Below are 20,626 nucleotides of genomic sequence, written 5' to 3' on the forward strand. Positions count from 1 at the left end.
ACGAGGACGATCGATGACCACGCAGACACAGGAACAGGTCCTCATCGCAGGAGCGAGTTTCGCTGGGCTCACGACTGCGCTGTGGATGCGTCGACTCGGGTACGACGTCTCGATCGTCGAGGTCGCTCCCGGGTTGAAGCGAGGTGGCACCCCGGTCGACATCCGCGACGACACCATCGCGATCGTCGATCGGATGGGCCTGCTCGAGCAGATCTCGGCGAAGGCGCTGGCGACGCGGGTGACGGAGTTCACGACGCCGGAGCGAGACCGCATCGCGCGGATGGATCCCGTGCCACCCTCGGCCGGATCGACGGGCGACGGCTACGAGATCCACCGCGACGACCTGCTCGACATCCTCGCCGCCGCGACCGAGGGCGAGGTGGAGATGCTGTGGAACAACTCGGTCACATCCCTGCACGAGACCGACGAGGAGGGCGTGCACGTCACCTTCCGCGACGGAACCGAACGGCACTTCTCCATGGTGTTCGGTTGCGACGGCAACCACTCCACAGTGCGTCGACTGCACTTCGGGCAGGAAGCGCTGTACAGCCACTTCCTGCGGACGTACTTCTCCGTCGCCATCCTCGACGACCTCGTCATCGAACCGCAGACGACCCGGATCACCAACGCACCGGGCGTCACGATGCTGGTCAACTCGTACGACACCACCACCGACCTCGTCCTCGGCTTCCGCTCCGAGCAGGAGATCCCCTTCGACCACCACGACGAAGCGGCACAGAAGCGCATCCTCCGCGAGCACATGCTCCGGGCCGGTTCGCCGTTCTCGGACCACGTCGACGAGGCCATCGGCGCCGAGACCTTCTACTTCGACAAGCTCAGCCAGATCAAGATGCCGGCGTGGACTTCCGGCCGTGTCGCACTCGTCGGCGACGCCGGTTACTGCCCTTCCCCGGCCGCCGGGATGGGCGGCTCGCTCGCCATCATCGGCGCCACCGCACTCCACGACGCCTTCCGGGACGCGGACGGCGACGTCGACCAGGCATTCGCTGACTACGAGCGCGCGCTCCGGCCGGTCGTCGAGGCGGTACAGCACGACGCCGAGCACATCGGTGTCAGCAGCTACTTCCCCGCGACCGCGGACCAGATCGATGCGCGCAACAGGATGCTGCACGGCCGCTGAGTACGGACGCCCCGCGGTGGCGCCTGATCGGAACAATTCCACAAGACATCTTGTGCGTATAGGGTCGCACCATGACCCAAGGACGGATCGACGACCCCGCCCAGATGCGCGCCCTCGCTCACCCGACACGCCTGCGCATCCTCGGCCTGTTGCGTGCGAACGGCCCGCAAACCGCCGCGACGATCGGCGAGGTGATCGACGAAGCGCCCGGCACGATCAGCTACCACTGCACCCGACTCGCCGCCGCGGGCTTCATCGAACCCGCTCCCGACGCGGGCACGGACCGACGTGAGCGCTGGTGGCGAGCCGCGCACGACGCCTCCGTGTGGGAGCTCGCCGATGCGCTCGACGACCCGGAGCGGTTGCTCGCCACCAACACCCTCGACCACGCGGTCGCCCGCGTGTACGCCGCGAACTACGAGGCGTTCGTCGACCTCGCGCCGACGTTCGGACGCGAGTGGGTGTCGGCGTCCTCGAGCTCGGACCGCGTGCTCCGCCTGACGGCAGCCGAGCTCCAGGACATGGGCGAGGAACTCCGCGGCGTCGTGGACCGCTGGGCTGGTGTCGCTGCCGAGCACCACGCCGGCGACGGCTCCGAGCAGGTCTTCGTGCTGAACCAGGCATACCGATGGCCTCGCGGCTGAGCCCCCGGGCGCAACTGCGCGCACTGCTCGCGGTGCAGGTGGTGTCGCGCATCGGGAACGTCATCACCACCATCACCGTGCCGTTCGCCGTCCTCGCGCGTGGCGGCTCCGCCACCGACGTCGGCATCGCCGCGTTCATGGCGACGGTGCCGATCGTGCTCGGCGGCCCGTTCGGCGGTGCCATCGTGGAGCGGGTCGGCTTCGTCCGCTCGAGTGTCGCGTCCGACGTCGTCAGCGGGCTCACCCTGCTCGCGATGCCGGTGCTCGCCTGGACCGTCGGTCTGCCGTTCTGGGCGCTCCTCGCGCTCGTGTTCGTCAGCGGGCTGTTCGACACCCCGGGTGAGTCCGCCCGACGGGTGCTCCTGCCGGGGCTCGCGACCGCGGCAGGCGTGCCGCTCGAACGTGCCGTCGGCCACTTCGAGGCGTCGTCACGGCTGTCGGTGCTGATCGGTGCGCCCCTCGGCGGGACCCTGGTCGCCGTCCTCGGTCCGATGCCGGGTCTCGCCTGCGTGGCGATCGCCTTCGGGGCAGCCGCGATGCTCATGGCGCTGACGGTCCGCGGTGCGGTGGCGCCGGTCGCGTCCGGCGAGCCCGTGGAGTCGCAGGGGTACTGGCGCGACATCGCCGACGGGTTCCGGTTCTGCGTCCGCGATCCCCTGTTCCGGCTCGTGGTCGCGCTGGTGCTCGTGACGAACCTGCTCGACGCCGCACGCTCGACCACGCTCCTGCCGCTCTACGCCGACCAGCAGCTCGGCGGCGCGCAGGCGCTCGGGCTCGTCACCGGTGTCTTCGGGGGTGCGGCGTTCCTCGGCTCCGTCGCCTTCGGGTACGTGGCGCACCGCGTGCCACGGCGGTTGGTCTTCGCCCTGTGCTTCGTGCTCGCCGGCGGGCCGTCACTGGTCGTTCCGGCCCTCGGGCTCGGCCTGCCGTGGATGCTCGCGTCCGCCGCGCTCTCCGGGCTGGCGGCCGGGTCGATCAACCCGATCCTCGGAGCCGTCGAGCTCGAGCGGATCCCGGAGCACATGCGCGCGCGGGTGTTCGGCCTGCTCGGTGCCGGCGCGTGGGCGGGCATCCCCGTCGGCGGCCTGCTCGCCGGGCTCGCTGCCGACGGTGTGGGGGTCGAGGCCACCTTCGCCGTCGTCGCGGTCGTGTACACGGTCGTGACGCTCACGCCGCTGCTCGGCGGATCATGGCGGCTGATGGAACGCCGGTCGGTCACGGTGTCGGCGGCTTGACGTCCGGTGGTCCGCCCGAACCGCCGCCTAGGCTGCGGAGGTGACCAGGCACCGGACGGACACCCGACGAGCGATCGTCGTGACCGTTCTGGTCGTGGCTGCCGCGGCCGTCCTGTTCATCGGTCTGCGCGCCGCACTGCTGTTCGCGGGGGCGACGGAAGGCGACGTGCCGACGTCGTCGTCGATCCCCCTGCCTGCGGGAAGCAGGGTGGTCCACGAGGACGAGGAGTGCGCATCCGGTGGATGCTGGTCGCTCGTGTCCGTGCAGCCGCCGTCGGGGATGAGCCCGACCGAATTGTCGACGACGTTGGGCACTGAACCGTTCGCGAGGCTGCCCGGGACCCTGTGGGACCCACGCGTCGTCAACCTGACGTCAGAAGTCCAGGGAGACCTCCTCGTGATCCAGGCGGACTACTGGTCCCGCGAGCCTTCTCCCTGACGCCCGGAAGACCACACGAGGCGGCCGTGCCTGGAGGGACGGTGCCAGCTGGCACCGCGCCTCCCGTCCGCCCTGTGGTCGCGTAGACGACGCGTCAGGCTTCCCAGGGCCAGTAGGTCTGGCAGGTCTCGGGGCCGCCGTTCGTCGAGCCGCAGACCTCCACCGGCCCCCAGATGCTTGACGACCAGGGTTCAGCCCCCGCTGCGCTCCCGACGACGCACCCGCAGCGTGCCGATCCCCTGCACGATGCAGACGACGCCGCTCGCGACGACGATCACCCCGGTCACGATCCGGCCGATGGAGACCCCGCCGAACAGCAGCGGGGCGACCGCGACACCGATGAAGATCGCGCCCATCACGATGACGACGACCGGGTTCTGGGCGACGAAGAACCGGCGACCGCCGTTCGCTTCGGCGATCGCCCGGTCCCGAGCACGCGGGACGGCGTCCGGCGACCGACCAGCGCGGCGATCTGCACGCCGTCGCCGGCTGCGCAGGACCAACCACACCGCCGCGCCGATGACCACGGCCGCTCCGATCGCGATCCACTCGACGAGCTGGAAGAACCCGAAGACGAGCACCAGGACGAACCCGACCACGACGCCCGCGAACATGTCCGTGGTCATCCGGTCGGTCCGGCCGTCGGCACTCGTGACGTAACCGGGGCGACGTTCGTACGGATCGTGCTCGTCCACGGCCGGTCCGTCGGCCCGTTCGGTTCCCATGCTCCGAACGTACCGACGGCGCTGGGGACCCGTCCGGGTCAGCCGACCCGTTCCGCCGGCTGCTCGGCCCGGACCCCGTGTGCCGGACGCCGCTCCCGCACGATCGCCACCGCCTGGCGCAGCGACAACCCGGGCAGGTAGGTACGGACGATCGCGACGCCGATCGTGGGCAGCGCTACCGGGTCCGGGTACGCCATCACCAGGGGGTGCAGGTCGGGCCCGAACTTCGCCTTGAAGCGCAGCAGGGAACGGAACCCGTAGACGGGCTCGAGCGCACCGCCGACGACGTCGAGGACCGATTCGACGCCACCACGGCCCGCACCCTGCGGTTCGGCCGACGACGCGAGCGGTGCGGCGGACAGGCTGAGCCGCTCGGCACCGTCGGTGCGCATCCGGTCGACCGCACTCGCGACCAGGAACTCCATCACACCGTTCGGGGCGTCCGGCGCGCGGCGCATCACGTCGAGCGTCCACCCGACCACCTGCCCGGCGCGGTACGTGGGCAACCAGCTGGTGACCGCGAGCACCGTGCCGTCCTCGCCCAGGGCCACGAGCGTCCGGACGGCGGGGTCGCGCATCTCGTCGATCCCGCCCAGGGTGAACCCCATCTCGGGCAGTTCGCGCTCGGCGACCCACTCCTCCGAGATCGCCTCGATCTGGCGCGTGACCGAGCCGGGCAGCGAGGCCCAGTCCGACCAGAGCGCGGTGGTGCCGGAGCGGGCCGCCTTGTTGACGGCCGTGCGGACGTCCTGCTTGCGCTTGCCCGTGGTCGTCCAGGTCCGCGGGTCGAGGTCGGCGTCCTCGGCCACGGGGAGCGTCGTCCAACCGAGCCGGGCGAGCGCGGCGCCGAGGGTGGCATCGATGCCGTAGAAGACGGGCGTCCAGCCGTGGTCGTCCGCGGCTCGTGCGAAGCCCTCGAGTGCCGCCAGCCGCGCGTCCTCGTGTCCGAAGGGTCCGCCGGTCGTCACGGCGACGCTGCCGGTGCGGTGGTATGCGACACCGGCGCGGCCGTCCTCGGTGAACCAGTACTCGTTGCCGGGCCAGGTGGTCATCCACCCGAAGGTGTCACCACCGCCCGCGACCAGGAGCGCCCGAGCGGCCACCCGGGCGGCGTCCTGCCCGTCGAGGTCGCTGTCCGAGCGTCCGGCGCCGGTCGGCCTGACCGCGGCGATCGCCACGGCGAGCCACAGCAGCGGACCGGAGACGCCCACGACGAACCGCAGCGCCGGCTCGGCCTGCGCCAGGTGTGTCGGCAGCGTCACGGGCGCGATCGGGCCGAGCACGGCGAGCGCCAGGTGGAGGGGCTCGCGCACGCTGTCGCCCGAAGCCACGGCGACACCGACGACGACGACCGCGAGCACCACGGCCGAGCCGGCGACCGTCAGGACGAAGGTCCGCAGACGTCGCCGGTCGGTCCGGACCGGGAAGTCCGCGCGGCGCAGGACGAGCACCAGGGCGGTCGCGATCGGCACCAGCACCGACGCGGCGATCGAGAGCGAGACCGCGAGGTGGTCCGACGCCAGGCGCTGCACGACGGCGTGGTGGCGTTCGGGCAGCACCCCGTACGAGACGGCGGTCGCGACGCCGGAGACCAGGTCGACGGTCGCGACGAGCCACAGTGCGAACCGGCTCCCACGCCGCAGACCCACGGCGCCGACCGCCAGGACCACGAGCGGCATCACGGCCAGCAGCGAGTGGAACAGGCCGTGCGGGTGCACCTCGGCGAGCGCCCGGACGCAGCTGGCGGTCACCCCGGTCACCGAGCAGTGCGGCATCCGTCCGGTCGGCCCGGTGTCGAGCACCACGGCGAGCGGGGCGAGCAGCCCGAACTGGGCACCGGTGACGAGCGCGAGGACGGGCCCGACGGCCGACACGGTCACCGCGGCCACGAGCAGCACCCGGGTCTCGCGTGAGGAGCTCCGGGTCCAGCCGCTCCGTACCGGTGACCGTCGCAGCACGCGGCCGAGCACCAGGCCGACGAGCAGAGCGAGTGCCGCGTGCAGGTCGGACGCGTGTCCGGCGTAGAGCAGCAGCGCCGCGACGACGGCGATCGACACCACCCGGATCCGGCGTCGCCACAGCGCGCCGGCGAACGCGCTCGCGGTGACGATGGTCCCGACGATCCAGGTCCAGGGGCCGACGTGTCCCAGGTGTACGAGGAAGCCACGGTTCGCCGGGGCGCCGTCGAACAGCTGCAGCAGGGCGCCGAGCCCGGTCCCCACCACGGTCGTGACGACCATCGCGAGCAGGGTGCGCCGCCAGCCGAGCAGCCGTTCGGACGCCGCGGTGCAGACCACGACCGCGACGAAGGTGACGAGGAACCCGACGACGCTGCTCGTCACCGCGACCACGCCGAGCGGGCCCATCGTCCCGCCGAGCGTGTCGGGCGTTCGACCGTCCTTCGTGCCGAGGCATCGGAGCACCACGGCGGCGATGCCGGCGACGATCGTCAGGGCCGAGACGACGCTCGTCAGCGGGTACCGACGGGCTGCCGGCACGAGCCGTCTCGGATGCGCCCACGCGAGGGCCGCGACCACCGCGCTCACCGCAGGCCCAGGTGCGCGATGACGCCGGGCATCCCGACGCGCAGGGCGTAGCGGACGGTGTTCCAGTCATGGGCGGAGCCCTCGGACACGAACAGCCGGGTCTGCATGCCGGCGGCCTCCGCAGCCGTGCGGAGCGCGGTGGTCGAGGCGACGTAGGGCTCGTCCTCACTGCCGTAGGCGAAGACGGTCAGGTGCCCGGGGTACGGCCCGTGCGCCCGCATGATCGCCCGTGGTGCCGCCGCGGCGTACCGAGAGGCCGAGCCGCCGAACCCGTACCGGATGCTGTGCTGGACGGAGCCGTTCAGGGGTGCCAGCTCGCTCGAGATCGCGAAGGTCGTGCCGAACACGTCCGGGTGCGCGGTGGAGAACTGCATGGCGCAGGTGGCTCCCTGCGAGAACCCGACGATGCCCCAGGCCGAGGGCGCTGCCCCGACGCGCAGGTGCTGCCGGATCCAGTTCGTGGTGTCGGTCATGATGTACGTCGCGGAGCGGCCGAGGGACGAGTCGACGCACATCGGGTTCCGGTCCGGTGCCCCGAGTTGGTCCGGCGCGACGACGATCGGGGCGAGTCCGTGGTGGGCCTCGGCGAACGCGTCCATCACCGCGCCGAGCCGACCGGCCTGGAACATGTCGCTCGGCTGCCCGGGTTGCCCGGCCAGGCTGATCACGACCGGCAGGGTCGGTGGTCGCTCGGTCAGGGCGGCCGGCGGCAGGTACACCACCGCCGGCCGTGCGTGGAAGTGGGAGACGGTCGACGGGATGGTGACCGAGAGCACCTTCCCGCGTCGCGGCATGTCGGCGGGCGCCCGCCAGGTGGCCGGGTCGACCACCGGACTGGAGGCTCGCCCCACCCCCGTCTCGTGTCCCAGCGGACCCGACGGGTACGGATCGGTCGTGACGGCCTGCTCGATCGTGCGGTACGCCCCGAAGTCGACGTTGACGCCGAGGACGGCGGCCAGGGCCACCGCCACCGCCGCGAGCACGCCGAGCACGCGGCGGAGCCAGCCGCCCTGGACGACCGTCACGACGAGGAGCCCGACACCGCCGAACGCAAGGGCCACCCACATCCGGGTGATCGGGGTGAACGACACCCCGTACAGGTCCTGCACGTCCCCGAACCACCACACCGCGACCAGGCCGATCACGGCGCCGACAGCCACGGCGCCGAGCCGCCAGAGCAGGCCCCGGACCGGATGGCGGGAGCGATGGCCGAACGCCGGCAGGAGCGCGGCGACGGTGAGGAGCCCCGCGGCGACGTCCACCGGGACGAGCACGGACGGTGCGACGACGGCGACGTGGAACAGGGGACGGAGCAGATCGTGGAACATGGGGCCTCCCGGCGGACGGTGCAATCGTGGCGGCGGCCCGCTGCGAACGGGGCACCGAGGCGCTTCCGGTTCGCACAGTTCCCACCTGTGCGGCTCCCAGAAGGCACTCGACCGACACCCAGCGAAGCGTCCGGTGCGACGCTGCCGCCAGACCGCTCGGTGGTGCGCACCTAGGGTGAACGGGTGACGCACGACGGATCGGTACGGGCTGCCCTCGCGGCGGTCGCAGCGGACGGCTGGGGTGACGGTGGGCCGCTCGTCGAACCCGGCGGCACGGCTGCACCACGTCGGGCCGCGGTCCTGATGCTGTTCGGCGCGCTCGACCACACGCCGAGCGACCGACCGGCGGCAGCGCCCGGTGTCCCGCGGGACCTCGACGTCCTGCTCCTCGCCCGGGCCACGACCCTGCGCGCGCACGCCGGCGAGGTCGCGTTCCCCGGTGGACGCATCGACCCCGGTGACGCGGACGCCGTCGCCGCCGCACTCCGCGAGGCACAGGAGGAGACGGGGCTCGACCCCGCCGGCGTCGAGGTGCTCGGCACCCTGCCAGCCGTGCCCCTGGCGTTCTCGAACCACCTGGTCCGGCCCGTCATCGGCTGGTGGCGCGACCCCTCACCGATCCGCGTCGTCGACGAGCACGAGTCGGCGGCGGTGTTCCGGGTCCCCGTGGCCGACCTGCTCGACACGGCGAACCGCGGCGTGACCGTGATCCGCCGCAGCGGTCAGGAGTGGCGCGGACCGGCGTTCACGATCGAGGCCGACGGGGACGAGCACCTGGTGTGGGGCTTCACCGCGATGCTGCTGGATGCGCTGTTCGACCGACTCGGCTGGACGGAACCGTGGGACCGCAAGCGGGAGATCCCACTGCCGAGCTGACGCGCCGGGTTCGCGTCAGCGCCTGTTCGCCCGGCGACGGAGCTCCTCGCGCACGACCTCGGCCTTCGCGAGCGCGCGGGGCGTCGTGATCACCGAGAACAGCAGGAACGCGACGAAGATTGCCACCCCGAACCACCACCAGGGGGTCGAGGTCAGTGCGAGACAGAGCGCGAGCACGATCATCACCCCGAAGACGACCGGCCCGGACCACAGGCTCTGCCGTAACTGTCGGTGGTGCTCCTCGACCGTGGCAGACCACCTGCCGAGATCGGCATCCTCGGGCACCTCGCCGCGCTTCAGACCGCGCCGCATGTCCGTCAACTGCGTCGCGCCGCCGGCTCGCCGACGAGCGCGGCTGATCCAGACGCCGAAGAACGCCGTCATCACACCGGCGTAGAAGACCGTGGCGACCACTCGCCCGAGCAAGGACATGTCTCGAGGGGAGACGAGCAGCCCGATCACGAACCACGTCCCGCCCGCGAACAGGAAGAGCACCGGCAACAACACGGGCATCGGGAGGGCTCGGAGACGGTGCACGACGAGATTCTGTCAGATTGGCGAGCACCCGGTGCGCCGTACCGTCATGACGCGAGCACGGGCCGGACCGCGAACGACAGCGGGTCGGCCCGCACCGCGTCGACCGCGTGGGCCACGGCCCCGATGACGACGACGTCGGCCCCGAGCGACGACGCGACGAGTTCGGGCACCGGGTCGAAGTGTCCCTTGGCGAGCAGGTCGCGCGCGCGGTCGATGACGGCGACCGCGGGCTGAGCGATCGCCCCGGCGACCACGACGCGGTCGATGTCGAGCAGGCTCGCGAGCAGGATGCAGACCCGGGCCAGGCGGTCCCCCAGACGGTCGACGATCGTGCGCGCGACCGGATCACCGCTCCGTGCGGCCTCGAACACCAGGGCGGCGTCGCCGGCGAGCGCGGCGTCCGCGGGGATGTGCCCGGCGGCGACGGCGTCGGCCACGAAGGTGCGGGCGACCGCGCCGATGCCGTCGGACGAGCCGACACCCTCGACGAGTTCGAGCACCCGCATCTCCCCGGCACCACCGTGGGCACCGCGCAGCAGGACCCCGTCGACGACGAGGCCCGCGCCGAAGCGTTCGCCGGACAGCAGCGCCGCGAACGAGGCGTCACCCGAGGACGGCCGTTCGGCGAGCGCGGCGAGGTTCGCGTCGTTCTCGACCAGCACCCGCCCGTCCGGCACGGCGTCGGCGAACCCCGGGTTCATCCGGACCCAGAAGCCGCCGTCGTCGGGCGAGGCACCGGCGGCGTCGACCGGCGCCGGGATGCCCACGACCGTGACCAGGACCCGGGCGCGGTCCACGTCGGCCGAGGCGAGTGCGGCGGCCACGGTGTCGGCGAGGACCCCGAGCCGAACGGGTACGTCGAGGCCCGATGCGCCGAGCGCTCCCTCGGCGCGACCGAGCACCGTGCCGCGCAGGTCGGCGACGAAGGCGGTGACCCGGTGCTGGCCAGCGTCCACTCCGACGACGACCCCGGCGACCGTGTCGAGCTCGTAGCGGCGGGCGGGGCGTCCCATCCGGTACTCCCCCGCGGCCCGGGCATCGTCGAGTTCGCGGAGCCAGCCGAGCCGCACGAGATCCTCGGCCGCGCCCAGCACGGTCGACCGGGTCAGCCCGGTGGCGTCGATCGCCTCGGTCGCGGTGAACGCCGACGAGTCGAAGGCGTACGCGAGCAGCGTCTCTGCGCTCGTTCCACGGGGTGGCGGCATGTCGTGACCCTATCGCGCGACGAGTTCCTTGCGGAATTAGATTTTCTCGCTACATTTAGTTTCGCGAGCAGCATCGGAGCCGCTCGCGGGACGGAACGGCAGGGACGCCGGGTCCGGACGGACGGAGACGACGTGCAAGCACACGCCACCGCCAGGAGCGCAGCATCGGTCAGCCGACGCGGGTTCCTGCTGGGAGCGGGCGGCATCGGGGCGGGCCTCGCGCTCGCCGGATGCGCCCCGATCGGGTCCTCGAGCGCCAAGCCGGAGACCATCACGTTCTACGTGTCGAAGCCCGAGGTCATCGGCTACTTCGACGACGTCATCGCGCAGTTCCACCAGAGCCAGTCGAAGGTCCGGGTCGTGCGCGACTCGACCTCGAGCATGTCCGCGAACTTCGTGCGGAACCGGCCGCCGGACCTCGGCTGCTGGAACTACAACTTCTCGGTCGTGCCGTTCGTCGAGCACGGCGCGCTGACCGACCTGTCCGACCTGCCGCAGGCCGACACCATCAACCCCGACCTGTGGCCGCTCATGGAGCAGACCGCCGACTACCCCGGCCGGAAGAGCGCCCTGCCGTACTCGGTGACGGCGGCGTCGGTGATCTACAACAAGGCGCTCTTCGCGCAGCAGGGGCTCGAGGTCCCGACGACGTGGAGCGAGTTCGCCGACGTGTGCGAGCGCCTGACCACGGCCGGCATCGCGCCGATCTACGGCACGTTCAAGGACAACTGGACGATCGCCCAGGGCATGTTCGACTACTCGATCGGCGGGATGATCGACACCCCGGCGACCTTCGAGGCACTCCGGCGCGAGGGCACGAACGTCGGAAAAGCGTCCGCGGTCTCGTTCGAGCGCGACCTGCGGAAGCCGATGGAGCGCATGGTGCAGCTCCGCGCCTGGCACCAGGACGGCGCCGCGAGCCGGGGGTACGGCGACGGCAACCTAGCCTTCGCCCAGGGCAAGGCGGGCATGTACCTGCAGGGGCCGTGGGCCCTCGGCGAGATCGCCAAGACCACGAAGGACATGGACCTCGGCACCTTCCCGCTCCCCGTCACCGACGACCCGGCCGACCGCAAGGTCCGCGTGAACGTCGACCTGGCGCTCTGGATCCCGGAGGCGTCGCGCAAGCAGGAGGCTGCCCGCGAGTTCCTGTCGTTCCTGATGACCAAGCAGGTCAACGACAAGTACAACGCGGACAACAACGGCTTCGGGGTGCGCAAGGACGCTCCCCCGGCGTCGAACCCCGCCCTCCGTGGCATGCAGTCGTACTACGACGACGCAGCCTTCTACCTCGGCGCCTCGCAGCTCATCCCCGCCGAGATCCCGGTCGCGAACTACGCGCAGTCGATCGCCTTCGGCGGCGACCCGCAGCGCCAGCTCCGCACCCTCGACGCCGACTGGGCGCGTCTCGCGCTCCGCACGGCCGCGTAAGGAGACGTCCGAATGGCAACCACGACCACCGAATCCATCACGACGGCGGACCGCCGCCGCCGTGGCGGAGCCGCACCGGGCCTCCAGGCCGGACGACGGGACGGACGACGCAAGCCCCGCGTCGACCCGCTCTTCCTGGCGTTCCTGCTGCCCACCCTGGTGCTCTTCACGCTCGCCATCACGCTGCCGGCCGTGATGGGCATCGTGCTGAGCTTCACGAACTCCGTCGGCTTCGGCGAGTTCCGGTTCACCGGACTCACCAACTACATCGCGGTGTTCTCCGACCCCGCGATCCTGCAGGCGTACCTGTTCACGCTCGGGTTCTCGCTCGTCACCGTGATCGTCGTGAACGCGATCGCGTTCCTGCTCGCCATCGCGCTGACGTCGAAGATCCGCGGCAAGATCGCGCTGCGTGCGGTGTTCGTGCTGCCGATGGTGATCTCGGGCATCGTCATCGCCTACGTGTTCTCGTTCCTGTTCGCGAACAGCCTGCCGGCCTTCGCCACCGCGATCGGCTTCGGGCCGCTCGAGCAGAGCATCCTGGCGAACCCCGACCTGGCCTGGCTGGCGATCGTGGTCGTCACCGCGTGGCAGGCGATCCCGTCGACGCTCCTCATCTACATCGCCGGCGTCCTCTCCATCCCCGGCGAGGTGTACGAGGCGGCGGCCCTCGACGGTGCCAGCGCGTGGCGGCAGCTCGTCTCGATCACCGCACCGCTGACGGCGGGCTACATCCTGATCAACCTGGTCATCGGGTTCAAGAACTTCCTGAACTCGTACGACATCATCGTCGGCCTGACCGACGGCGGCCCCGGCACCTCGACCACCAGTGTCGCGATGTCGATCTTCAAGGGCTTCAACGGCGGCGACTACGCCTACCAGATGGCGAACGCCACGATCTTCTTCGTCATCGCGGTCGTCATCGCCGTGATCCAGCTGCGGGCCACCCGCGGGAAGGCAGCGCTCTGATGTCCCTGCAAGCACCCCTGCGACCGGGGACCACCGCGACCGGCAGCATCCGTTCCGTCGACGCCGACCGGTCCTCCGGCTCGGGCAAGGCCGGCCGCGGTCGTTCCAACTGGCCCGTCACCGTCGTCCTCGTGCTGTGTGCGCTGTCGGTGCTCGTGCCGCTGTACGTCACCCTGACGATGGCGTTCAAGACCACCGGCCAGGCAGTCGACGGCAACGCGTTCTCGCTGCCGGCACCGTTCAGCGTCGACGGCTTCGTGCAGGCGTGGCAGCTGACCGACTTCCCGCGCGCGTTCGGGGTCTCGGTGTTCGTCGCCGCGATCACCGTCGTCGGCACGATCCTGCTCGCCTCGTTCACGGCCTACGCGATCGCCCGGAACTGGGACCGCCGGCTGTTCCGCTGGTCGTTCTTCTACCTGCTCGCGGCGATGTTCCTGCCGTTCCCGGTGCTTGCACTGTCGCAAGTGAAGCTCACCGGACTCGCGCACCTGGACAACCCGCTCGGCGTCGCGATCCTGCACGTCATGTTCCAGCTGTCCTTCAGCGTGCTGCTCTTCACGGCCTTCCTGCGGTCGATCCCGGCGGAGCTGGAGGAGAGTGCACGCATCGACGGTGCGAGCACGGGGCAGGTGTTCTGGCGACTCGTGTTCCCGCTGCTGGCACCGATGAGCGCCACCGTCGGCATCTTCGCGTTCCTCGCGTCCTGGAACGACTTCGTGATGCCGTCGCTGATCACCTCCGACCCGGCGCTGCAGACCCTGCCGGTGCTGCAGCAGATGTTCCAGACGCAGTTCAGCAACAACTACAACGTGTCGTTCGCCTCGTACCTGATGGCGATGGCCCCGGCGATCATCGTCTACCTCGTCACCCAGCGGTGGGTGATGGCCGGCGTGACCCAGGGCGCCATCAAGTGACCGACACACACCCCTCGAACGAAAGGCCCGACGTGACCGACACCCTCGCCCAGCCCGCCACCACCTCGCACGACGAGACCTGGTGGCGCCAGGCCAGCGTCTACCAGATCTACCCCCGCTCGTTCGCCGACGCGAACGGCGACGGCATCGGCGACCTGCCCGGCATCACCGAGCGGGTGCCGTACCTGGCCTCACTCGGCATCGAGGCCGTCTGGCTCAGCCCCTTCTACCCGTCCGCCCTGGCCGACGGCGGCTACGACGTTGACGACTACCGGGGCGTCGACCCGCGCCTCGGCACCCTCGACGACTTCGACCGGATGGTCGAGGCACTGCACGCCGCCGGCATCCGGGTGATCGTCGACGTCGTCCCGAACCACACGAGCGACCGGCACGAGTGGTTCCGCGAGGCGCTCGCAGCGCCCAAGGGCTCCCCCGCCCGCGACCGCTACGTGTTCCGCGACGGCAGCGGACCGTCCGGCGAGGAATCCCCCGCCGACTGGATCTCGATCTTCGGCGGCCCGGCCTGGACCGCCGTCGGCGACGGTCAGTGGTACCTGCACAGCTTCGCGAAGGAGCAGCCCGACCTGAACTGGGCGAACCGCGAGGTCCGCGACGACTTCCTGCACACCCTGCGCTTCTGGTCCGACCGCGGCGTCGACGGGTTCCGCATCGACGTGGCCCACGGCCTGGCGAAGGACCTGGGCGAGACCCTGCCCACCTGGGCCGAGCTCGCCGAGATGCCGAAGGACGGTACGCACCCGCTCTGGGACCGTGACGACGTGCACGAGATCTACGCCGAGTGGCGGACGGTCTTCAACGAGTACACGCCGGCCCGCACCGCGGTCGCCGAGGCCTGGGTCCCCGCACACCGCCGCGCCCGCTACGCCAGCGCCGAGGGACTCGGTCAGGCGTTCAACTTCGACCTGCTCGAGGCCGACTTCGACGCCGGCCAGTTCCGCACGATCATCGAGTTCAACCTCGGCCTCGCCGAGCAGTCCGGCTCGTCGACCACGTGGGTGTTCTCGAACCACGACGTCGTCCGGCACGCCACCCGCTACGCCCTGCCGCCCCGCGCCGGCGGCACCAACAAGCAGGGCGGCGCCTGGCTGCTCGCCGGTGGTTCGCAGGATGCACTCGACCGGTCGCTCGGCCTGCGCCGCGCACAGGCCGCCACGCTGCTCGAGCTCGCCCTGCCCGGCTCGGCCTACCTGTACCAGGGCGAGGAGCTCGGGCTGCACGAGGTCGGCGACATCCCGGACGCCGACCGCCAGGACCCGGCGTTCTTCCGCAACCCGGGCGTCGACGTCGGTCGTGACGGCTGCCGCGTGCCGATCCCGTGGACGCGCACCGGCTCGTCGTTCGGCTTCGGTCCGGACGGCTCGCACCTGCCGCAGCCGGCGTGGTTCGCCGACTCCAGCGTCGAGGCCGAGGACGCCGACCCCGACTCCACGCTCAACCTGTACCGGAAGGCGCTCGGCCTGCGTGGCCAGCTGCAGTCCGAGGAACAGCTCGAGTGGATCGAGACCGGCCGCGACGACGTGCTCGCGTTCCGTCGGCCGAACGGCTGGACCAGCGTGACGGTCTTCGGCGACGAGCCCTTCGCGCTGCCGGCCGGCGAGCTGCTGCTCGCCTCGGCCCCGGTGGTCGACGGCGCCCTGTCGGGCGTGGGGACGGCCTGGTTGCGTTCCTGACGCGACCCGCGCCGTGCGCGCGACCGGATGACGGACGGGAGGCGCGGTGCCAGCTGGCACCGCGCCTCCCGTCCGTCGTCTCCCGCGTCTGCCCGCGGAACCCGGCGTCTGCCCGCCGAACGCGGCGTACCCGGCGGAAACGGGCGTACCTGCCGGAAGCGGGCGTACCTGCCGGAAAGGGGCGTACCGGGTCGAAAGTTCCGACCAGGTACGCCCGTTCTCGCATTCCATCGCGGCCGTTCTGGGAAGGAAGTCCCGGTAGGGTCGCCGCATGAGCGGGGCGAGCATCAGCGTGCAGGACTTCGTGATGCGGTTCGGGGACCGCAACGTGGTCGACGGGCTGTCGTTCGACGTCGCCCCCGGCGAGACGTTCGGGCTGCTCGGCAGCAACGGCTCCGGCAAGACCACGACGATCCGGGCCCTGCTCGGCATCACCACCCCGACGGCGGGCACGCTGACGATCGACGGCCGCCCCTACCGGCCGGCCACCGGCGGCATCGGCTACCTGCCCGAGGAGCGCGGGCTGTACCGCAAGGAGTCCGTCATCGACGTGATGACCTACTTCGGGCGCCTGCGCGGGCTCCGCGGTACCGAGGCGACCGCGTGGAGCATGGACTACCTGGCCCGGGTGGGGCTCGCCGACCGCGCGAAGCTGCGCGTCGACAAACTGTCCGGCGGGCAGCAGCAGAAGGTGCAGCTCGGCATCACGATCATGGACCAGCCCCGGCTGCTCATCCTCGACGAACCGACCAAGGGGCTCGACCCGGTGAACCGGCGGCTCCTGCTCGACCTGGTCGACGAACGGAAGGCCGACGGGGCGACCGTGGTCCTCGTGACGCACCACATGGACGAGGTCGAGCGACTCTGCGACCGCATCCTGCTACTCAAGGACGGCCGGGCCGCCGCGTACGGATCCGTGCCCGACGTGCAGGACGCCTTCGGCGGCGCCGTCGCCCGCGTGGGGCTCGACGGCCCCGTACCGAAGTCGCCGCTGTACCGGCTCGCCCGCCACGAGGGGCACGTCGCCTACCTCGTCCCGACCCAGGCGGCCGCTCCGGACGGTGCGGACGTCCTGGCAGAACTCGTCGCGGCCGGGGTGCACGTCACCGCGTTCGAGATGCGCCGGATCCCGCTCGACGAGATCTTCGTGCAGGTCTACGGGCACGACGCCCTGGCTGCGGCGTCGACCGACGGGGCAGCGGCATGAGCAACCTCGGCACGGTCGTCCGGTTCGAGTTCGTCCGCGCGATCAAGAAGCCCGCGTTCTGGATCGGCACCCTCGCACTGCCGGTCGTCATCGTGGTCGTCTCGTTGCTCGTGGGCATCGGGCAGGCCGCCGGCACCAACTCCGTGGTGTCCGGGTCGTCGGCCACCAAGACCCCGTTCCACTACGTCGACGAGTCCGGCCTGGTGTCGGAGTCCGTGGCCGCGAAGTGGGGCGGGACCCCCTCCACCGACGCCGCAGCCGACCGCGCCGCCGTCCGGTCCGGTGACCTCGATGCCTTCATCGCGTTCCCGTCGTCGCCGTCCACGACGGCCATCCGGGTCGACGCCGCCGACCGCGGCCTCTTCGCGAACGGGGTCTACTCGTCGCTGGCCGAGCGGGTGCTCGAGCAGAGCGTCGCCGCCTCGGTCGACGACCCCGAGACCGTGCAGCTGCTCCGCAGTCCGCCCGCCACCGACGTCACCACCTACACCGACGGCCGGGTTGCCCCGGGCTGGTTGTCCGTCGTGCCGCCGTTCCTGTTCGTCGCCGCGTTCTTCGGGCTCGTCATCCTGCTCGCCGCCCGGATGGTCACCGTCGTGGTCGAGGAGAAGGAGAACCGGATCTCCGAGATGATCCTGACCACGGTGACCGCGGGTGACCTGATCCGCGGCAAGGTCATCGCGATGCTGCTCGTCGGCTTCGTGCAGGTCAGCGTGTTCGTCGTGCCCGGCCTGGTCGGGCTGCTCGTCGCCCTGCCGCTGGTGTCGTCGCAGCTCGGCGGGCTGACCGTCGACCCGTGGCGGATGGTGACCGGGGCGCTGCTGCTCGTCGGCGGGGTGCTGCTGGCGTCCGGGCTGTTCGTCGCCGTCGGGGCCGCCGTCCCGTCGATCAAGGACGCCTCGGCCCTGCAGTCGGCAGCGATCTTCGCGCTGATCATCCCCCTGTACGCGGCGTTCTTCGTGATGACGACGCCGACGTCGCCCGTCGCGCAGTTCTTCACGTACTTCCCGACCTTCACGCCGATCACCGCGATGGTGCGGAACGCCGTCGGAGCCCTGACCGTGACGGAGTCGGTGGTCTGCATCGTCGAGGTGTTCGTCGTCGCCGGGCTGCTGCTGTGGTTCGCGGAGTACCTGTTCCGGCACTCGGTCGCGCAGTACGGGTCGAAGGTGACGGTGCGGCAGATGTTGTCGTGGCGGCGGGGGCGGCGGCGCTGATCCCCGCCGATCAGCCGGCGGCGATGCGGCGGAGCGCGTCCAGGTGGGCGGCCCAGACGGCCCGACCCGACGCCGTCAGGGTGATCGACGTGCGGGGTGTCTTGCCCACGAACCCCTTCCCCACCGACACGTAGCCGGCCGCCTCGAGCGCGGAGACCTGCTTGCTCAGCACCGAGTCGCTGACCTCGACCGCGTCCCGCACCTCGCGGAACCCCAGGGTGCCGGCACGGGTCAGGGCGGCGATCACCGAGAAGCGCACGGGGTGCTGCAGCAGGTCGTCGAGCTCGTGCCGCGGGTGCACCCGGTCGGTGGTGCTCACGAGCGGGCCTCGCGCGCCGCACACATCAGGGCGACCAGCAGCACCAGCCCCGAGGTGATGCCCGACCAGAGCACCGAGCCGTGCACCCACCCGACCACGGCGATCGCCGCCAGGTAGGTGACAGCCCAGCTTGCGATGTAGACGGTCCAGCGGCGGCTCCGGGCGAAGGCCGAGCGGCCGCGGATGCTCACCATGAAGAACACCACCAGGGCGAACAGGGCCACGAGGGTGCCGACGTAGACGGCGGCGAACGCGTCCCCGGTCGTGAGCCCCATGCCGAGCGTGCCGAGCGACGTCGCGACGCCGAGCGCGGTGATGAACGTGACGTACGGCCAGCGGACGGCGTCGTGCGCACGTCGGCCGATCCGGTCCGCCTGGTCGAGCAGTCGGGCCGCCTCGGCGGGTCCGGGTCGTGCGGTGGTGTCCTCCATGGTGTCCCCTCTCGTTGACACCAGTGTTGCAAGTACTTTCCAGTTTGGCAAGTACTTTCCAAACCGGAGAAATTGCCGCCGCGCTCAGACGCGGACGGGTGCCTCGTCGAGGTCCCACGACGGGACGGCATGCCGCTTCCAGCCCTGGCGCAGGGTGTTCGCCGCGCGGTCGAACTCCACCAGGACGTCGATGTACGGGCGGACCAGCATCTGGATCTGCAGCCCCTCGTACACGGCGAGCAGCTGGGTCGCAGCCTGGTACGCGGGGATGCCGGCCTCTTCCGAGCCCTTGTCGAAGTCGCGCTGCAGCCCGACGGTCAGCTGCTCGGCGTACTCCTCGAACCGCTTGCGGAACAGTTCGGCAAACCCCGACTCCGAGCTGGCCACGGTGATCAGCCCGGCGAGCACCCGGACGAGCCCGGGGTCGGCGACGTCCTCGGCCAGGGTCAGACGGACGTGCTCGATCGTGCACGTGGGCGGGTTCTTCCGCCGGGTCCCCCGCAGCTGCGCCCACCGGTCGTAGGTGACCAGGAGCAGGGCGTGCCAGGTCGGGAACAGCCGCTCGACGGTCTCGAGCGGGATACCGGCCACCTCGGCGACGACCGCCGCGTCCACGGTGTCGAACGGGTGCAGCCGGTAGGCACGGATGGCCGCGCGCACCGTGCGCTCTGCGAGGGACTCGTCGTCCTCGACGCGTTCGCCGTGCAGGGGTTCCATCCGACCATTGCAGCGCATTCCCGGCCGTTTGTCTCGTCCCAGAGCGGGGGCCGTGCTCCCGGCCGCGTCAGCGCGTCGTGATCACAGCGGTCAGCCGACGGTGACGGGCGCCGCCGGAGGCCGGACCCGCTGGCGCATCCACACGAAGAACCCGGTCAGGGTGAAGACGCCGTAGAAGACGTACATCAACCCGGAGGCGTAGTACCCGGCGGAGAACAGCAGCGGCACGCCGACCAGGTCGACCGCCACCCAGATGAGCCAGAACTCGACCCACCCCTTCGCCATGCCGTACGTGGCGAGCAGCGATCCGACGAAGATCCACGCGTCGCTCCACACCGGCTCGTACGACCCGAGCGCGCGGAAGACGGGGGTCAGCAGGGCGGTGCCACCGACCATGCCGACGACGAGCAGCAGACGGGTCCGCCAGGAGGCCCAGCGCGGGTCGATCACGGTCGTCGCGTCCTCGGGGCGGTGCGTCCACCGGTACCAGCCGTAGATGCTCACGATGATGAACATGACCTGGCGGCCAGCCTGCCCGAGCAGGTTGACGGGGTTCGGGGTGTCGAAGAGCGCACCCATGAAGACGGTGAAGAGCAGGGCGTTGCCAACCAGTCCGACCGGCCAGGCCCAGACCTTCCGGCGCATGCCACCGAGGGCACTGAGCAGCCCGAAGACGTTGCCGATCACCTCGCGCCAGAGCACCGTCTGGTCGCCGATGACGATCTGCGCGTCGAACAACCAGCGCACGATGTCCATGGGCCCTCCTCGTTTCCGGACGGTGCAACGACTCGGTGCGTACCGGCATTCCTTCTGGGATCGCTCCGCCCACGCGAAGCGCACACCCAGAAACAGGGGTACAAATCATGTCCTCCCTAGCGGGGACAAAAATGACCCCTGTTCTGGGGTCCGGGTGAACGCTCGTTCTCACTTGTCGGCACTTTGGGGGACAGCTAACGTCGTCACCAGAGCGAGTCCAGCCCGCCCGAGCAGCAGCACATGCGCTCCGAGGCCCGGCGACCGTTCTCGGCACCGGTCAGCCGCGACCCCCTCCAAC

20 protein-coding genes are annotated in these 20,626 nt (G+C 71.0%); 11 read left to right on the forward strand and 9 right to left on the reverse strand.

Annotation, left to right across the window (positions count from 1 at the left end; genetic code table 11):
* Positions 1-13: 13 nt before the first annotated feature.
* From HP445_RS10175 to HP445_RS10190, 4 genes are all read left to right on the forward strand, one after another.
* A complete protein-coding gene (locus tag HP445_RS10175; protein WP_128780883.1) occupies positions 14-1,141 on the forward strand; it encodes an FAD-dependent monooxygenase in 1,128 nt (375 codons plus the stop codon).
* A gap of 71 nt (positions 1,142-1,212) precedes the next feature.
* Positions 1,213-1,785, forward strand: coding sequence for an ArsR/SmtB family transcription factor (locus HP445_RS10180; protein WP_111029949.1), 573 nt, complete (start codon positions 1,213-1,215; stop codon positions 1,783-1,785).
* Positions 1,770-3,020 carry an MFS transporter gene (locus HP445_RS10185; protein WP_111029948.1) on the forward strand — a complete coding sequence of 417 codons (1,251 nt, stop codon included), beginning with the start codon at positions 1,770-1,772 and terminating at the stop codon, positions 3,018-3,020. Before HP445_RS10180 ends, HP445_RS10185 begins: the two co-directional genes overlap by 16 nt.
* A gap of 79 nt (positions 3,021-3,099) precedes the next feature.
* The gene (locus tag HP445_RS10190) at positions 3,100-3,459 is read left to right on the forward strand and encodes a hypothetical protein (RefSeq protein WP_128780882.1); all 360 of its coding nucleotides are present in this window, start codon (positions 3,100-3,102) and stop codon (positions 3,457-3,459) included.
* A gap of 191 nt (positions 3,460-3,650) precedes the next feature.
* On the opposite strand, the gene HP445_RS10195 is transcribed toward HP445_RS10190, so the two are convergent.
* From HP445_RS10195 to HP445_RS10205, 3 genes are read right to left on the reverse strand one after another with little or no spacing between them, the layout of a single operon-like run.
* On the reverse strand, positions 3,651-4,184 hold the full coding sequence (locus tag HP445_RS10195; protein ID WP_128780881.1) for a hypothetical protein: 534 nt from the start codon (positions 4,182-4,184) through the stop codon (positions 3,651-3,653).
* 38 nt (positions 4,185-4,222) lie between these two features.
* Positions 4,223-6,682, reverse strand: coding sequence for a bifunctional lysylphosphatidylglycerol flippase/synthetase MprF (locus HP445_RS18950; protein ID WP_128780880.1), 2,460 nt, complete (start codon positions 6,680-6,682; stop codon positions 4,223-4,225).
* Positions 6,683-6,726: 44 nt separating this feature from the next.
* Positions 6,727-8,058, reverse strand: coding sequence for an alpha/beta hydrolase (locus HP445_RS10205; protein WP_128780879.1), 1,332 nt, complete (start codon positions 8,056-8,058; stop codon positions 6,727-6,729).
* Between the two features lie 183 nt (positions 8,059-8,241).
* Between HP445_RS10205 and HP445_RS10210 the strand changes: the two genes are divergently transcribed.
* Positions 8,242-8,934: an NUDIX hydrolase gene (locus HP445_RS10210; RefSeq protein WP_241660433.1), complete on the forward strand. Its 693-nt coding sequence runs from the start codon at positions 8,242-8,244 to the stop codon at positions 8,932-8,934.
* 15 nt (positions 8,935-8,949) lie between these two features.
* Here HP445_RS10210 and HP445_RS10215 read toward each other — a convergent pair whose 3' ends face one another.
* Entirely contained in the window at positions 8,950-9,471 is a 522-nt protein-coding gene (locus tag HP445_RS10215; RefSeq protein WP_128780878.1) for a hypothetical protein, read from the reverse strand.
* Positions 9,472-9,515: 44 nt separating this feature from the next.
* Positions 9,516-10,676 (reverse strand): ROK family protein, encoded by a 1,161-nt coding sequence (locus tag HP445_RS10220; protein ID WP_128780877.1) that lies wholly within the window; start codon positions 10,674-10,676, stop codon positions 9,516-9,518.
* A gap of 132 nt (positions 10,677-10,808) precedes the next feature.
* Between HP445_RS10220 and HP445_RS10225 the strand changes: the two genes are divergently transcribed.
* The 6 genes from HP445_RS10225 to HP445_RS10250 all read left to right on the forward strand — a co-directional run bounded on the left by HP445_RS10225 (position 10,809) and on the right by HP445_RS10250 (position 18,105).
* Positions 10,809-12,107 carry an ABC transporter substrate-binding protein gene (locus HP445_RS10225; RefSeq protein ID WP_128780876.1) on the forward strand — a complete coding sequence of 433 codons (1,299 nt, stop codon included), beginning with the start codon at positions 10,809-10,811 and terminating at the stop codon, positions 12,105-12,107.
* A gap of 12 nt (positions 12,108-12,119) precedes the next feature.
* Entirely contained in the window at positions 12,120-13,076 is a 957-nt protein-coding gene (locus HP445_RS10230; RefSeq protein ID WP_110865283.1) for a carbohydrate ABC transporter permease, read from the forward strand.
* Entirely contained in the window at positions 13,076-13,990 is a 915-nt protein-coding gene (locus tag HP445_RS10235; protein ID WP_071405176.1) for a carbohydrate ABC transporter permease, read from the forward strand. The genes HP445_RS10230 and HP445_RS10235 overlap by 1 nt, the downstream gene beginning before the upstream one ends.
* 32 nt (positions 13,991-14,022) lie before the next feature.
* A complete protein-coding gene (locus tag HP445_RS10240) occupies positions 14,023-15,681 on the forward strand; it encodes a glycoside hydrolase family 13 protein (protein WP_128780875.1) in 1,659 nt (552 codons plus the stop codon).
* Between the two features lie 271 nt (positions 15,682-15,952).
* The gene (locus tag HP445_RS10245) at positions 15,953-16,888 is read left to right on the forward strand and encodes an ABC transporter ATP-binding protein (RefSeq protein ID WP_128780874.1); all 936 of its coding nucleotides are present in this window, start codon (positions 15,953-15,955) and stop codon (positions 16,886-16,888) included.
* Entirely contained in the window at positions 16,885-18,105 is a 1,221-nt protein-coding gene (locus HP445_RS10250; protein ID WP_128780873.1) for an ABC transporter permease, read from the forward strand. Before HP445_RS10245 ends, HP445_RS10250 begins: the two co-directional genes overlap by 4 nt.
* A gap of 10 nt (positions 18,106-18,115) precedes the next feature.
* Here the strand turns inward: HP445_RS10250 and HP445_RS10255 are convergent, their stop codons facing one another.
* The 4 genes from HP445_RS10255 to pnuC form a co-directional block, all read right to left on the reverse strand.
* Complete coding sequence (locus HP445_RS10255) at positions 18,116-18,424, reverse strand: winged helix-turn-helix domain-containing protein (RefSeq protein WP_111022077.1); 309 nt, start codon at positions 18,422-18,424, stop codon at positions 18,116-18,118.
* Positions 18,421-18,855, reverse strand: a complete 435-nt coding sequence (locus tag HP445_RS10260; protein WP_128780872.1) for a chemotaxis protein CheY — start codon at positions 18,853-18,855, stop codon at positions 18,421-18,423. The genes HP445_RS10255 and HP445_RS10260 overlap by 4 nt, the downstream gene beginning before the upstream one ends.
* 84 nt (positions 18,856-18,939) lie before the next feature.
* Positions 18,940-19,572, reverse strand: a complete 633-nt coding sequence (locus HP445_RS10265) for a hypothetical protein (protein ID WP_111022075.1) — start codon at positions 19,570-19,572, stop codon at positions 18,940-18,942.
* A 90-nt stretch (positions 19,573-19,662) separates the two neighbouring features.
* A complete protein-coding gene (gene pnuC / locus HP445_RS10270) occupies positions 19,663-20,328 on the reverse strand; it encodes a nicotinamide riboside transporter PnuC (RefSeq protein WP_071404263.1) in 666 nt (221 codons plus the stop codon).
* Between the last annotated feature and the right edge of the window lie 298 nt (positions 20,329-20,626).

Source organism: Curtobacterium flaccumfaciens (assembly GCF_013359815.1).
GTDB lineage: Bacteria > Actinomycetota > Actinomycetes > Actinomycetales > Microbacteriaceae > Curtobacterium > Curtobacterium flaccumfaciens.

Coding starts and splice junctions, on each gene's coding strand:
- HP445_RS10175 (WP_128780883.1), top strand. CDS start 14: ATGACCACGCAGACACAGGAACAGGTCCTCATCGCAGGAGCGAGTTTC.
- HP445_RS10180 (WP_111029949.1), top strand. CDS start 1,213: ATGACCCAAGGACGGATCGACGACCCCGCCCAGATGCGCGCCCTCGCT.
- HP445_RS10185 (WP_111029948.1), top strand. CDS start 1,770: ATGGCCTCGCGGCTGAGCCCCCGGGCGCAACTGCGCGCACTGCTCGCG.
- HP445_RS10195 (WP_128780881.1), bottom strand. CDS start 4,184: ATGGGAACCGAACGGGCCGACGGACCGGCCGTGGACGAGCACGATCCG.
- HP445_RS10205 (WP_128780879.1), bottom strand. CDS start 8,058: ATGTTCCACGATCTGCTCCGTCCCCTGTTCCACGTCGCCGTCGTCGCA.
- HP445_RS10220 (WP_128780877.1), bottom strand. CDS start 10,676: ATGCCGCCACCCCGTGGAACGAGCGCAGAGACGCTGCTCGCGTACGCC.
- HP445_RS10230 (WP_110865283.1), top strand. CDS start 12,120: ATGGCAACCACGACCACCGAATCCATCACGACGGCGGACCGCCGCCGC.
- HP445_RS10235 (WP_071405176.1), top strand. CDS start 13,076: ATGTCCCTGCAAGCACCCCTGCGACCGGGGACCACCGCGACCGGCAGC.
- HP445_RS10245 (WP_128780874.1), top strand. CDS start 15,953: ATGAGCGGGGCGAGCATCAGCGTGCAGGACTTCGTGATGCGGTTCGGG.
- HP445_RS10250 (WP_128780873.1), top strand. CDS start 16,885: ATGAGCAACCTCGGCACGGTCGTCCGGTTCGAGTTCGTCCGCGCGATC.
- HP445_RS10260 (WP_128780872.1), bottom strand. CDS start 18,855: ATGGAGGACACCACCGCACGACCCGGACCCGCCGAGGCGGCCCGACTG.
- HP445_RS10265 (WP_111022075.1), bottom strand. CDS start 19,572: ATGGAACCCCTGCACGGCGAACGCGTCGAGGACGACGAGTCCCTCGCA.
- pnuC (WP_071404263.1), bottom strand. CDS start 20,328: ATGGACATCGTGCGCTGGTTGTTCGACGCGCAGATCGTCATCGGCGAC.